The sequence below is a fragment of the Pseudoalteromonas prydzensis genome, from assembly GCF_011050055.1.
In the GTDB taxonomy this organism is placed as follows: domain Bacteria; phylum Pseudomonadota; class Gammaproteobacteria; order Enterobacterales; family Alteromonadaceae; genus Pseudoalteromonas; species Pseudoalteromonas prydzensis_A.
Map to the genome: position 1 here is coordinate 30031 of NZ_DRGM01000049.1, position 13650 is coordinate 43680.

At 41.9% G+C, this 13650-nt stretch carries 15 protein-coding genes and 1 tRNA gene; 13 read left to right on the forward strand and 3 right to left on the reverse strand.

Annotation, left to right across the window (positions count from 1 at the left end):
* Positions 1-60: 60 nt before the first annotated feature.
* From ENH88_RS04485 to alr, 5 genes are all read left to right on the forward strand, one after another.
* Positions 61-612 carry an RNA polymerase sigma factor gene (locus ENH88_RS04485; RefSeq protein ID WP_304180107.1) on the forward strand — a complete coding sequence of 184 codons (552 nt, stop codon included), beginning with the start codon at positions 61-63 and terminating at the stop codon, positions 610-612.
* Positions 599-1081, forward strand: coding sequence for a hypothetical protein (locus ENH88_RS04490; protein ID WP_304180110.1), 483 nt, complete (start codon positions 599-601; stop codon positions 1079-1081). Before ENH88_RS04485 ends, ENH88_RS04490 begins: the two co-directional genes overlap by 14 nt.
* An 11-nt stretch (positions 1082-1092) precedes the next feature.
* Positions 1093-2034, forward strand: coding sequence for a DUF4097 family beta strand repeat-containing protein (locus ENH88_RS04495; protein WP_304180113.1), 942 nt, complete (start codon positions 1093-1095; stop codon positions 2032-2034).
* 100 nt (positions 2035-2134) lie between these two features.
* Complete coding sequence (dnaB, locus tag ENH88_RS04500) at positions 2135-3514, forward strand: replicative DNA helicase (protein WP_304180116.1); 1380 nt, start codon at positions 2135-2137, stop codon at positions 3512-3514.
* The gene (gene alr / locus ENH88_RS04505; RefSeq protein ID WP_304180119.1) at positions 3514-4593 is read left to right on the forward strand and encodes an alanine racemase; all 1080 of its coding nucleotides are present in this window, start codon (positions 3514-3516) and stop codon (positions 4591-4593) included. Before dnaB ends, alr begins: the two co-directional genes overlap by 1 nt.
* A gap of 9 nt (positions 4594-4602) precedes the next feature.
* Here the strand turns inward: alr and ENH88_RS04510 are convergent, their stop codons facing one another.
* A complete protein-coding gene (locus ENH88_RS04510) occupies positions 4603-4842 on the reverse strand; it encodes a DUF2960 domain-containing protein (protein WP_304180122.1) in 240 nt (79 codons plus the stop codon).
* A 132-nt stretch (positions 4843-4974) separates the two neighbouring features.
* Between ENH88_RS04510 and ENH88_RS04515 the strand changes: the two genes are divergently transcribed.
* Genes ENH88_RS04515 through ENH88_RS04525 form a run of 3 tightly spaced genes read left to right on the forward strand, consistent with a single transcriptional unit; the run spans position 4975 to position 6690 of the window.
* Positions 4975-5226 carry a hypothetical protein gene (locus ENH88_RS04515; protein WP_304180125.1) on the forward strand — a complete coding sequence of 84 codons (252 nt, stop codon included), beginning with the start codon at positions 4975-4977 and terminating at the stop codon, positions 5224-5226.
* Positions 5227-5251: 25 nt separating this feature from the next.
* Positions 5252-5875 (forward strand): nicotinamide riboside transporter PnuC, encoded by a 624-nt coding sequence (gene pnuC / locus ENH88_RS04520; protein WP_304180127.1) that lies wholly within the window; start codon positions 5252-5254, stop codon positions 5873-5875.
* 8 nt (positions 5876-5883) lie between these two features.
* On the forward strand, positions 5884-6690 hold the full coding sequence (locus ENH88_RS04525; protein ID WP_304180129.1) for a phosphotransferase: 807 nt from the start codon (positions 5884-5886) through the stop codon (positions 6688-6690).
* Here the strand turns inward: ENH88_RS04525 and ENH88_RS04530 are convergent.
* Positions 6687-6869, reverse strand: a complete 183-nt coding sequence (locus ENH88_RS04530) for a helix-turn-helix domain-containing protein (protein WP_304180132.1) — start codon at positions 6867-6869, stop codon at positions 6687-6689. The two genes, ENH88_RS04525 and ENH88_RS04530, sit on opposite strands and share 4 nt — an antisense overlap.
* A gap of 255 nt (positions 6870-7124) precedes the next feature.
* Here ENH88_RS04530 and ENH88_RS04535 point away from each other — a divergent pair.
* Positions 7125-7199, forward strand: a tRNA-Arg gene (locus tag ENH88_RS04535).
* An 827-nt stretch (positions 7200-8026) separates the two neighbouring features.
* Positions 8027-10132, forward strand: a complete 2106-nt coding sequence (locus ENH88_RS04540) for a sensor histidine kinase (protein ID WP_304180136.1) — start codon at positions 8027-8029, stop codon at positions 10130-10132.
* Here the strand turns inward: ENH88_RS04540 and ENH88_RS04545 are convergent, their stop codons facing one another.
* Positions 10133-11104: a zinc transporter ZntB gene (locus ENH88_RS04545; protein WP_304180139.1), complete on the reverse strand. Its 972-nt coding sequence runs from the start codon at positions 11102-11104 to the stop codon at positions 10133-10135.
* A gap of 150 nt (positions 11105-11254) precedes the next feature.
* On the opposite strand from ENH88_RS04545, the gene ENH88_RS04550 reads away from it, so the two are divergent.
* Genes ENH88_RS04550 through ENH88_RS04560 form a run of 3 tightly spaced genes read left to right on the forward strand, consistent with a single transcriptional unit; the run spans position 11255 to position 13644 of the window.
* Positions 11255-11683, forward strand: a complete 429-nt coding sequence (locus tag ENH88_RS04550) for an ATP-dependent zinc protease (protein WP_304180143.1) — start codon at positions 11255-11257, stop codon at positions 11681-11683.
* 10 nt (positions 11684-11693) lie between these two features.
* The gene (rimK, locus tag ENH88_RS04555; protein ID WP_192541111.1) at positions 11694-12599 is read left to right on the forward strand and encodes a 30S ribosomal protein S6--L-glutamate ligase; all 906 of its coding nucleotides are present in this window, start codon (positions 11694-11696) and stop codon (positions 12597-12599) included.
* Positions 12586-13644, forward strand: a complete 1059-nt coding sequence (locus ENH88_RS04560) for a succinylglutamate desuccinylase/aspartoacylase family protein (protein ID WP_192541110.1) — start codon at positions 12586-12588, stop codon at positions 13642-13644. The genes rimK and ENH88_RS04560 overlap by 14 nt, the downstream gene beginning before the upstream one ends.
* Positions 13645-13650: the final 6 nt, after the last annotated feature.

The window sequence follows — 13650 nt, forward strand, 5'->3', positions numbered from 1 at the left end:
CCTTCCTTACGTCTAATACACTAAATTCAAAATAATAATCATAAAGGGACAACATCTGAGATGTTGATAGATGCAAAACAGGCTTTTACACAGTTAAGCGAAGATGCACTTATTACGCGTGTAAAAAGCGGTGATCAAAATGCCTATGCGGCACTTTATGAATTACATGTAAAGCGGGTCTATGGTTTGTGCTTACGGTTACTCGCAGATCGCGAACATGCCGAAGATGCAACTCAAGAAGTGTTTGTGCAGCTGTGGCATAAAATCGCCAGCTTTGAAGGGCAGTCACAGTTTTCAACTTGGCTGCACAGTGTCACCAGTAATATTGCGATTAGCTATTTACGTAAACATAAGAATTGGTTGCAAAAAGTAGTGAGCTTCGAGCAAAGCGGTATGGATGAACAAAGCGCAACAGATTGCCAAGGACTCAATGGACTGGATAAGTTAGTACTTAGGCTCCCAGAGCGAGCGCGTATGGTGTTTGTGTTGCACGCCATTGAAGGTTATCGCCATGAAGAAATTGCCACTATGTTAGGAATGGCAGTGGGTTCTAGTAAGTCGCAATTTCATCGCGCCCGTCAGTTATTAAAAGAGTGGTATGAAAATGAATAAGCCAGATTTTGAAACCTTTTTAGCTGAGTCCATTAACAACACTGGCTCAGAAATTACGCCACAAAAAGATTTATGGCCAGGTATAGAAAAAGCGTTAACACATGCGCCGCAGCCACAAGTTAAAACTGTACTATGGCCCAAACTAGCTGGCGTGGCTGCATGTTCAGTTGCCGCTTTATTAACAGTGCAGTTGTTATTTTCAGCTGCTGAGCCTGCAACCAGTGTGGTGATGAGTGACTATTTTACCCAGCAAAAACAAACTTTATTAGTGCAATATCAAAATCAGCCCGCGCTGACCGATAACTGGCAACAGCAATTGGTTGAATTAGAAGATGCTGAGCGGGCAATCAAGCAAGCACTGGAAAATGAACCTGAAAATCCAGCGCTGTTAAAAATGCTCGCACAGGTTTATCAGCAACAATTAGACTTAATCAATAAGGTGCATGCACCGAAGTGGCAACAAATTTAGGAGTATCAACCATGAAAACATTATTATTAGCACTGACTTTATTGCCGTTTTTAGCCACCGCAGGTGAAAAAATTAATGAACAAATTGAGGTGCCAGTTAATAAGCGCATTTTTATCGATAACCAACGTGGTGATGTACGTATTGAGGGCTGGGATAAGCCACAATTACAGATCACCGGTGAGCTTGATGATAAAGCACAAGGTTACCGTTTAGAGGATCAAGGCGGCCGCATTGAATTTGTTGTTAAAATGCCGCGTAACAATAATGGTTGGAATCGTGGCGATGGTTCTCAGTTAGTTATTTATATGCCAAATAGCAGCGAACTTGAATTTACCGGTGTTAACGCCACTATCAGTGTTAAAAATTTAAACGCTGGTGCTGATATTGATGTTGTTAATGGCGATATCAATTTACAAAGTATCAGTGGCAATATTAGTGTTGATACCGTTAATGGTGATGTCAGTGCGATAGACTTAAAAGGTGATATACGCTATGAAACCGTTAACGGCGAAATTAATGACAAAGATTCACAGGGCACGCTGCGCTTTACTGCCGTCAATGGCGATATTAAATCCAAAACAGCAGCACAAGAAGTTCGCTTAGAAAACGTTAATGGCGATATCGACTTTGCTTTTGTGGCATTAAAAAGCCTACGTATTAGCACAGTAAATGGTGAAAGTGAAATTCATATCAATGAGTTATTAAAGGGCGCGCAAATTACTTATGAATCAGTTAGTGGTGATGCCGATTTTTATTTCCCTGCTAACGTGTCTGCGCGCTTTGAAATTGAAGCCCATGCCAATGGCAAAATCATTAATGAGCTGAGTAATGATAAGGCCAAAAAAGCCAAGTACGGTCCATCAAGTGATTTAGAGTTTGCGGTTAACGGTGGTGATGCCGATATTGAAATCGATACTATCAGCGGGCGCATTGAATTACGTAAGAAAAACTAATCTCCCGTAGCAAAGTAGGAAAAGAAATCCTGCTTTGCTCTTTGCACGGCTTAGCCAAGTCGATAGAATAGAGGCCATTCATTGTTAGTATTGCGAAGTTATGGCTAAACCAGATAAACAAGTCGACACTCTTAAAGTTCCTCCTCATTCCATTGAAGCAGAGCAATCTGTTTTAGGTGGCTTAATGCTTGATAATCAAGCTTTTGACCGTGTTGCTGAGTTGGTAGTTTCGCAAGATTTCTATACCCGTACCCACAAGCTAATTTTTGAGGCCATGGTCGAGCTTGCTGAAATAGGTGATCCAATTGATTTGATCACCATCTCAGAGAGCTTAGAGAAAAAGAATTTACTCAGTGGCATTGGTGGTTTTGCTTATTTAGCTGAAATTGCTAAAAATACGCCAAGTGCGGCGAATATCGACGCCTATGCGAATATCGTGCGCGAACGTGCCGTGGTACGTGAAATGATTGGCGTTGCTAATGAAATCGCCGAAGCAGGTTTCAATCCTGAAGGGCGCACCAGTCACGATTTACTCGACTTTGCAGAAAGTAAAGTGTTTAAAATTGCTGAGCAGCGCACCAAAAGTAATGATGGCCCGCAAAGCTTACACAGCATCCTAGAAAAAACCGTTGATAAAATCGAAGAGCTCTACCAGTCACCACAAGATGGTGTGACGGGGGTAAGTACCGGTTATGCCGATCTAGATAAAATGACCACAGGTTTGCAGCCATCAGATTTAATCATTGTGGCCGCCCGTCCGTCGATGGGTAAAACCACATTTGCGATGAACTTAGCTGAACACGCAGCGATGACTCAAGATAAGCCGGTGTTAATTTACTCATTAGAGATGCCCTCGGAGCAAATTATGATGAGGATGTTGGCTTCCCTTGGTCGAATCAACCAGACCAAAGTGCGCACCGGTCAATTAGATGATGACGATTGGGCGCGATTATCATCAACCATGGGCTTATTAATGGAAAAAGGTAAGATGTATGTTGATGATGCATCAGGCCTAACACCTACCGATGTGCGCTCTCGTGCCCGTCGTATTGCGCGGGATCACGGTGGTATTAGTATGATCATGGTCGATTACTTGCAGCTGATGCGTGTTCCTAGCCTCTCTGATAACCGTACTTTAGAGATTGCTGAAATCTCGCGCTCACTTAAGTCATTAGCAAAAGAGCTACAATGCCCGGTGGTTGCACTGTCGCAGCTAAACCGTACCCTAGAGCAACGTGCCGATAAACGGCCAATTAACTCTGACTTACGTGAATCAGGCTCTATTGAGCAGGATGCCGATTTGATCATGTTTATCTACCGTGATGAAGTGTATAACGAAGACAGCACCGAAAAAGGCGTGGCTGAAATCATCATAGGTAAACAACGTAACGGCCCAATTGGTAAAGTACGTTTAACCTTCCAAGGTCAGTTCTCGCGTTTTGATAATTACGCAGGTCCAGCGATAGACGATGATTACTAATGCGTTTAGCCATAGCCGAAATTAACTTACAGGCACTTGCCCATAATTTAGCGCAAGTGCGGCAGTTTGCGCCTAACAGCAAAGTCATGGCGGTATTAAAAGCCAATGCCTATGGCCATGGGTTAGTGAAAATAGCGCAGCACCTTAATGATGCCGACGCATTTGCTGTGGCACGAATTGACGAAGCTTTAGCACTGCGTGCGGGCGGGCTGACCAAGCCTATTGTGTTACTGGAAGGTTTTTTCCATCAAGATGATTTGCCGATTTTATTAGCCAATAACTTTCAAACCATTATCCATGATGAGAACCAGCTCAGCGCACTTGAAAATGCAAAGCTCGATGAACCAATCAGTTGCTGGCTGAAAATCAATACCGGTATGCATCGTTTAGGGGTTGCACCAACGCAGCTGAATGATTTTTATCAGCGCTTACAAGCGACCAATAACGCTAAAGATACGATCAATTTAATGACGCACTTTTCCAGTGCCGATGATATTAGTGATACCAAAACAGCTGAGCAAATTAGCTTGTTTGATTCATTAGTACAAGGCAAACAACAAGCACATTGTTTAGCAAATTCGGCTGGTATAATAGCGTGGCCTGCGGGGCATGGTGATTGGGTACGCCCAGGATTAATGCTGTATGGTGTTTCACCTATGCTGAATTGCACGGGGGAGCAGCACAACTTAAAACCTGTGATGCGCTTAACCACAAAGGTGATTGCTATTCGCGATGTGGATGCTGCGCAAGGCGTTGGTTATGGCGGCTGTTGGCAAAGCGCTCAGCCGACTAAACTTGCAGTGGTTGCCATGGGTTATGGTGATGGCTATCCGCGCCATGCTAAACATGGCACACCGGTGGTGATTGCTGGTAAACGTTATGGTATTGCTGGCAACATCTCTATGGATATGATCAGTGTTGATATTGGTGCAAATGCTGATGGCATCAAAGTAGGCGATGAGGTGGTGATGTGGGGCCCAGAATTACCCGTTGAAGAAATTGCCCAATGTGCCACGACAATCCCTTACGAGTTAGTCTGTAATATTACCCCACGGGTAAGCTATGAGTATTTAGAGTAATGCCAAGCATTACTCTTTAATAAAATATACATCGCTAAAGCCCATGCGAGCAAATTCTTCATCACGAAAATTACGCACCGATGCAGAGCCTTTAGAGGTCATTTCAATTTGCTGCACCATTTTTAAATAATTTGTAAGATCAATGCCCTCAGCCGCCGCTATGGCTTGGTACATATCGTGGTATTTATCTTTAGCGAAGTTTATTTCGCGTGGTTGGTTTTTATATTTGTAAGTAATCCGGCGTGGCATAATGAACCTAAAGGTAAAATGAAATTACATTGATTTTACACCTTCTTCGGCATCTGCTCTACCTTTGAATGACTTGTGGCTTAGCTCAAGTTACAATGACGACCTATTTTGTAGCCAATGCTAAGGAACATCATGAAATTATCTGTTGAGATCAGTAAGTACCCACTGCACCAAGATTACATTCCATTTATTAAGGGGTTTATTGACCGTTTAAATACTTACGATGATTTAAAAGTGATTACCAACACCTTATCAACACAAATCTTTGGTGATTACGATTTAGTTATGTCGGTGCTTAGCACTGAAATTAAGCGTTCATACGAAGAGTTTGGCAAAGCTATTTTTGTTTGTAAGTTCCTCAATGGTGATCTCTCTCCCCAATAGCAGCTAAAGCCTTAGTGGATCAATTATGGAATTTATTACTGAAACTCTCGCAGGGTTCACGGCAATGTCGCACTGGGAGTATCTCGCTGTAGCGTTGTCGATGGCGTATTTACTACTAGCAATCAAAGAGAGCCTTTGGTGTTGGCCTGCGGCATTTTTTAGCACCTTAATTTATACCATCATGTATTGGAACGGCGCTTTACTCATGGAGTCGTTATTGCATTTTTATTATATGTATATGGCGGTGTATGGCTGGGTTATCTGGCGCAAAGGTAGTGCTGAGCAACATGGCTTAGTGATCACTTCATGGCGTTTGAAGCAGCATTTCGCCATTATTTCACTGACTTCAATTGTTGCGGTGATATTTGGCTATATTATGACAAATTACACGCATGCCGAGTTCGCCTATTTAGATAGTTTTACGACTTGCTTTGCGGTAGTCACTACGTATTTAGTGGCGAAAAAAGTGCTTGAGAACTGGTTGTATTGGATTGTTATTGATGCGGCTTCTATGTACTTATATTACGAAAAAGGCTACTACCCAACACTTGCGCTGTTTATTTTCTACACCATAATGGCTGCATGGGGGTTTAAAACCTGGTATGAAGAATACGAGCAAAATCAAGCTAAGCCTTTGGCGCAATTATAAGAAGTAGCATGACAGGTAAAGAAATTAGCGGCATTTTTGCCGCTTTTAACTCGCAACTCAAGGTATTGAGTACTGAGCGGCTAGTTAGCGGTTTAAGTAACGATAACTTTTTAGTGCGCACTGCACAGCAGGCTTTTTTATTAAAGTGCTATCGTGAGCATTGGCCTGTGCAGGGCTTAGCAGCGCAAACTGTATTTGCACAACAGCAGGTATGCCCCAAACCACTGTGGACTGATGAAGTGAACAAGCTGGCGATTTTTGACTATCTAGAAGGGGATATTGCACAAGGTGAATACACTACTGAACTACTACAAAAATTAGTGGCTTTGCATGGTTATCATGTGCAGACAGTAGCAATGGACATAAGCGATGAGTTAGCTTTTTATCAACAGACTCGCCTATATCAGTATTACCAAGCAAGTGTGACTAACGCATTGCAGCAAATAGCCTTATTTCCTCGTGATGAAGGTTTTTGTCATAATGACTTGGTGAAAGAAAACATCATAGTAAACTCGCAAGGCATGTTTTTAATTGATTTTGAATACGCGAAGAGCAATGACGTCTACTTTGACTTAGCCGCCTTGGTTGTTAGTTTTACACTCGATGATGAACAAAAACAGCGCTTGCTGGCAAACTATCAACAACACTTACCTAATACGCAGCGTTTTTATCGCAGCGTGAAGAAGCTAGAGTGCTATCAAGTGGTATTTTTAGTCTTGTGTATTTGCTGGTACAGCGCACGCTCAGTCGAAGATAAAGTGACATTATTACGTACGCAGTTAGATAGTTTGATTAGTTCAAAAAGTAGTGATTAGAGACCACCAAAACGAGCCGCAAGTTCTTTATATTTTGCGACTTCATCAGCATCAAATTGCGGCTCGCCATTAGCGTCTTCACCTTTTACAATCAGTAAGCTTTCTCTGGCCAAACGTTTTACACGCTCAGCTTTAACACCTAAAAATTCTGCAACTTGCTCGGTTGACATTAAACTCATAAATACTTCCTCATGTTAAACCTTTTACAAGCGCCTTATAGGTTGTTAAACGGGCATGGATATGTTGCAAAATGTTTATTAATTTTTATTAAGTATAATTTAATAGCTGTTTTTTGCTTGCTTGTGAAGTAATTTATTCTATTTCGCTTAATTAATAAGCATCTAAGCGATAGATGCTGGTATTTAGTTGCAGATGCCTTTATTATTGCTGCGCCTAAACACTGATATCGCGAGTTGGTGTGGTGGCACAAATGTGCTCTCGTGGTGAAATGGATATCACGTGGCCCTCCGGAGGCTGAGTTGTAGGTTCGATCCCTACCGAGAGCGCCATTTGCTTTAATGTCTTGGTGATAGTGTTCATTATCATTTTCATAATCGCCGATCAGCTGGTGACTCATTAAAATATCTTTGAAATGCTTTTGTGATTCAAAGTATCCTGCTTTGTGATTAAAAATAATTATTTGCTACCCTCAATATTAGCTCGATACATATATGATACCAATCGACTTAAATATTTAACCATTCTAGCGGGCTAAATAAAGCGCTCACAGCGTTAGTAATTTTTCATGTACGACTACATGGATGCAAGAGGTAGAGCAATGCAGAAGCAATTGCCGAGAACAACTAGGTGTAAAATTTCTGCCTTGTTATCACGCTATTTTTCTGTCGCTATAAATGGTCAGTAACTTAACACGATTGGTATTCGTCACGGTTGCGATCTTTATTGGCTGGGGTGTTTGGTTAATAAAAATATCCACTGCAAGCAAACGAGTATAAACAAAATAAATCCTCTAGTACTACCACAGCTCCTACACCAAGCTCTGAGTATCTTTTTAGTAAAATAATTCAATCACTCGGGTAAGACAAGCCGTGGTCATTACTATGCCAGTGGGCTGCGACTCTGACGCGATAATAGGTTATTTACTACAGTAGCTATCACCGGTTACTCATAATAAGAATAAAATGAACAACAAAGGTGATAAAACTGATAACAGCACTATACTGATAAGTAACAGCTTTTTTAGGTAATGTTATGCACAATAGAACATCTTTTCAGTTGCTAGTGGTGCTTATTACGCCGCTATTGATAGTTACCTTGGTTGACCAGCCGTGTTGAACGAACGCACGCTATTAGCCAATCGTATTGCGCAGCGATAATGAACATTAAAACCCGCATTTTGGTTTTTGTTATCTTGTTCGAGATACTCGCCTATTCAACCTTGCAGTTGTTCAATACTCTGATCTACAAACAAGCTTTAGATGAGTTTAAGCAAAATGAAATTCAAGCTGTTTTTAACAGTGCTATTTCCCGAATAAATCACCTAGCTGAAAAAATGCAAGGGCATGCTATTGATTTAGCTATCAATGGAGAGCAGTTGTATTTCTTACGTCAGCAAAAGTCTGCTGCTATGGCAGATATTAAAGATTTGGCACAACGCACATTAGAACATAAATTTGCGAGCTTTGAGCAAGCTATGGGCGGGGGACTTTGGTATCAACCAAAGGTGCTCAGTGAACAGTATCACTATTTTGGTCCATATATTTATAAAGAAAATAACCAACTGCATTTTACTTGGGATCTAAATACCCCTGAATATGATTATTTAAATCAAGCTTGGTATCAGCTAGCGGTAAAGCAGAACTGGGGCTTAGACCAAGCCAGTTATCGGCCTGTTTTTTGGACTGCGCCGTATCGTGATGATGCGGGGTCGTTTTCGCTAATGATGACTATTGACGCGGTGATGCTTGACGATAACCGCTCCCCAATAGGTATGGCCACCATTGATTGGTCTTTACAAGCACTCAGCGATTTTTTGGTGAGTGTGAAAGTCTCTGCACAGGCTCAGCCCTTTTTACTGCATCAAGATTCTGAGTTAATTATAGGCTCTACCGGTGAGCCACAACAAGTTGCGCAGTTTATTAACGACTTCCCTTGGGCGGCGACTTTGCTAGCGGAGCAGCAGTTTAATAATGCCACTCGTGTTGAGTTTGCACAGTTATCTACGGAGGATGAGTACATTTTTTATCAACTCAGTGAAAATGGTTTTATCTTTGGCTCTATGGTTCCTAAAAGCGACTTAAATAAGCAGGTTGATAAGGTGTCTTATTTGACCTTAATTACTGGCAGTGCCATAGGGCTTGGCTTTATTTTGCTGATGATTTTTATTCTTAAAGCGCTGTTTAGTCCATTTGATCAGGTATTAAATATTATAAAAAGCTCTATTCGCTATGGTAAGAATAAGCAAGTTAATCTATTGCCAGTAGAATACGTCAAGCGCAATGAATTTACCCCGATTATTGTTGCGTTGAATGATGTGTATTTACAGGTAAAACATTATGTTAGTGATATTGAAGAGGCTAATGCGAAATTAATCGCGTCGCAGCAACAAGTAAAAAAATTAAATGCTGTGCTGGAGCGAAAAGTAGCACTGCGAACAGCTGAACTTGAGAGTAAAACTAAACAAGTAACCAGATCATTGGAGCAACTAAAGCGTACTCAGCAACAACTGATTGAAAATGAAAAACATGCCACCTTAGGGCGGTTAGTTGCTGGCGTTGCTCATCAGATCAATACCCCTCTGGGGATCTGTGTGACGGCTGCATCGATACTTGAAAGTACCTCGAAAACGATTCATGAAAAAGCAACTAGCGGTAATATGTCTCGCGATGAGTTTAATCAGTCCTATGACCGTATAATACAAAGCGCTGAACTGTTGAGTGAAAATCTTCATAAAGCCACTAATCTTATTAATATTTTTAAGCAGGTGGCGGTAGACAATGATAGCCAAGAAAATCGTTGGTTTAACCTGTGTGAGTATATCGATAATATTTTATTGTCAATTCGTGCACGCATTGAGCGGACACCGCATAAAGTTACATGTCAATATCAGCAGGAAATTCGTTTTTTTGCTTCACCAGGTGCATTGGCGCAAATTATTGAGCAATTAGTGGAAAATGCTTTAATTCATGCTTTTGACAACAGCACTGCTGGAGAGGTCATCATTACGCTGAGTAAACATGCGAAAAACCTGCAGCTGACTATCAGCGATAATGGCAAGGGCATGCCAGATACGGTACGTAAACAAGTATTTGATCCGTTCTTTTCGACCAATAACGCACAGCTAAGTCTAGGGCTTGGCTTGCACATTGTTTATAATTTAGTGACTCATAAACTGGGTGGTGTAATTAAGTGCCAAAGCCAATTAGGCGCGGGCACTACTTTTATCATTACAATTCCAATGAGTGCAGCCACAGAGCCCTAACTAAAGCCACTTTTTATTTTTAAAGTACACGCCAATAGCACCGGTCAGCACGACTAGAAAAATGACAAAGAAGCCAAACGCGTAGGGGCTATCAGTGCCAGGAATACCGCCAACATTGACACCGAGTAAGCCGGTTAAAAAGCCTAGCGGTAAAAATAGCGCGGCAACGACCGACATCACATACATACGCTGGTTAAGTTGCTCAGAAACCTGATTGGTAATGGTTTGCTGAATAATCTGTGCACGTTCGATTGAGCTGTCTAGCTCCTCAATAAAACGGATCAGTAAATGGGTGGTTTCATTCAATTTTGCTTTATCGTTTTCCTCCAACCAGTTATATCGGTTCGCCATTAGCGTGCTAAGCGCTTCTTTTTGCGGTTTTAGATAGCGTTTTAAACCAATGGTTTGACGCCGTAATTGCGACAGGCCTTGGTTATCGAAACGTTTAGTTGGCTCGTCAATTTCATCTTCGAATTCGTCCAAGGTATCGTCTAAGTTATCAATAACGCCTTGCATACGCGAAGTGAGGTTGTGTGTTAATTGGCAAACTAGCTCAGAGATACTGCAGGGGCCGGTTTTTGCTATTAATGAGGCAAGTACATCTTGCACCGAAAGAAGGCGGCGTTTGCGGGTGGTGATCACGATGTTTTTGTTAATAAATAAACGAATCGACACCATGTCTTCAGGGCTTTGTGCTGGATTTAAATTAACACCACGTAAAAACAGCATACAGCCGTTAGTCACTTGGGTTATGCGTGGCCGTGTTTCATCAGCTGTTAATGAAGCAAGTTCATAATCGGTCAGTAGCTCGCTGTTTTTTAGCCAGTCAATCGCTTCAGCTTGACTATAATCTAAATGCACCCAGAGTTTACCTTGTTCAGGTTGCCAATTATTTAGCTCTGCACTGTTTTCAATTGTATGTGCACCGCCTTGCTCATCCAGGCTAAGTGCGTGTAGTAAACCATTGAACATAGTAAATTCTCTTAATTGCTGTATGGTTAATATAGTTGACTATTGAAAGAGTTAGGTCAATTAAATTGACTCATCGAATTAATAAAATTATTTCATTGGTGTTTTTACCCGTGTAGCGTATAAGACAGTTTTTTATTAAAGGGCACATTTATGACGGCAAAGATCATTGTTGGTTGGCGTGAGTGGTTAAGTTTACCTGAGCTTGGCATTAATCAAATTAAGGCTAAAATTGATACGGGTGCCCGTACCTCATGTATCCATGCACTTAATATTGAAGAATATGAACTAGAAGGCGAAAAGTGGGTGAAATTTATTGCCCAGCCTTTGCAAGAAGACGAACACACTCAAGTGCAGTGTCATGCTAAAGTAAAAAAGATGAAGTATGTAACGAGCTCAAGCGGGCAACGAGAGCTACGGTATTTTATTGAAACAACGCTCTGTGCTGGTGATAAAAGTTGGCCTATAGAAGTGACTTTAACGAGCCGAGCAAGCATGAAGTTCAGAATGTTATTAGGGCGCACAGCCATGGAAAATCGTATAGTCGTTGATCCGGCTTTATCTCATTTATTAGATAGTTAAGGTTTTAACTATGAAAATCGGTATTTTATCTCGTAATAAAAATTTATATTCAACACGTCGTTTAATCGAAGCTGCCCAGCTGCGTGGCCATGAAGTGAAAGTGATCGATGCGCTGCGTTGTTATATGAACATTAACTCTGAGCAACCAGAGATCCACTATCGCGGTGAAAATCTAAAAGACTTTGACACTATCATTCCGCGTATTGGTGCTTCGGTTACTTTTTATGGCTGTGCTGTTTTACGCCAATTCGAAATGATGAATGTGTTTCCTGTGAATGAATCAGTGGCAATTTCACGTTCGCGAGATAAATTACGTTCATTACAGTTATTGTCGCGTAAAGGCGTAGGCATGCCGGTAACGGGTTTTGCTAGTAAGCCAGATGACGTAAAAGACTTACTTGAAATGGTGGGTGGTGCTCCGGTTGTAATTAAATTACTGGAAGGCACGCAAGGCATTGGTGTGGTGTTAGCAGAAACGCGCAAAGCGGCTGAAAGTGTTATTGAAGCCTTTATGGGCTTAAAAGCTAATATCATGGTACAAGAATATATTAAAGAAGCAGGCGGTGCTGATATCCGCTGTTTCGTACTCGGTGATAAAGTGATTGCTGCGATGAAGCGTCAAGCACAAGACGGTGAGTTCCGTTCTAATTTACACCGCGGTGGCAGTGCAACATTAGTACGTATCACGCCAGAAGAACGTAGAACAGCAGTGGCAGCAGCGAAAGCGATGGGTTTGAATGTCGCTGGGGTTGACTTACTTCGTTCATCTCGCGGACCTTTGGTAATGGAAGTTAACTCTTCACCAGGTCTTGAAGGTATTGAAGTAGCAACAGGAAAAGATATTGCAGGCATGGTGATCGAATTTATCGAAAAAACCGCTGCGACTAAAAGGACCGCAACGCGTGGCAAAGGTTAAAATCAATAGTGCGTTTACTTTATTAGGTGAAACGGTGGGGGTAGGCGAGCGTAAAACCCTGGCTTTGGAAGCTGCAAAGCTGTATACCCACTCACCGTTAAATATTCCTATCGAAGTGGTGAATGGTGTGCAAGCAGGGCCAGTATTAATGGTCTGCGCAGCGATTCATGGTGATGAACTCAATGGCGTAGAAGTAGTGCGCCAATTATTAGCAAAAATAGATGCTAACCAGCTGCGTGGTACGCTGATTGCTGTGCCGATTGTTAACGTATTTGGTTTTATCCATAAGTCACGTTATTTACCGGATCGTCGCGATATGAATCGTAGTTTTCCGGGCTCTATCCGTGGCTCACTTGCAGGGCGTATGGCGCATATGTTCTTCTCACAAGTGGCTGTTCACTGTACGCACATTATTGATTTACATACGGGGGCTATTCATCGCACTAATTTGCCACAAATACGTGCCAACTTAAGTGATGAAGCAACGGCACAGATGGCGAAAGCATTTGGTACGCCGGCGGTGATCGATGCCTCTTTACGTAATGGCTCGCTTCGCAGTGAAGCTGCTAACCTTGGTATTCCAGTTATTACCTATGAAGCCGGTGAAGCATTACGCTTTGACCCAATAGCCATTGCAGCAGGTATGCAAGGCGTTGATTACGTTATGCGACATTTAAAAATGATCCGTGGTAAGCGCGCTAAAAAGTTACCTGAACCGATTATTGCAAGCTCGACCAGTTGGGTGCGTGCCGAGGTTGATGGTATTGTTCGCGCGCAAGTCTCACTGGGTGAGCGGGTAATGAAAGGCCAAATATTGGCGTATATCAGTAGCCCATTAGGTGACTCAGAGCTTGAGTTGTTAGCACCACGCAGTGGTATCGTGATCGGCCAGCAAACCATGCCGTTAGTTAATGAAGGTGATGCAGTGTTCCACTTAGCGTATTTTGCGCATGCAAATAGCTTAGTTGAGCAGCAGTTAGAAACCTTTATTGATGAAATTAGTGATATTGAAGATGAGTTAAAAACAGCTGATTTAAATAATTAAGCTAAT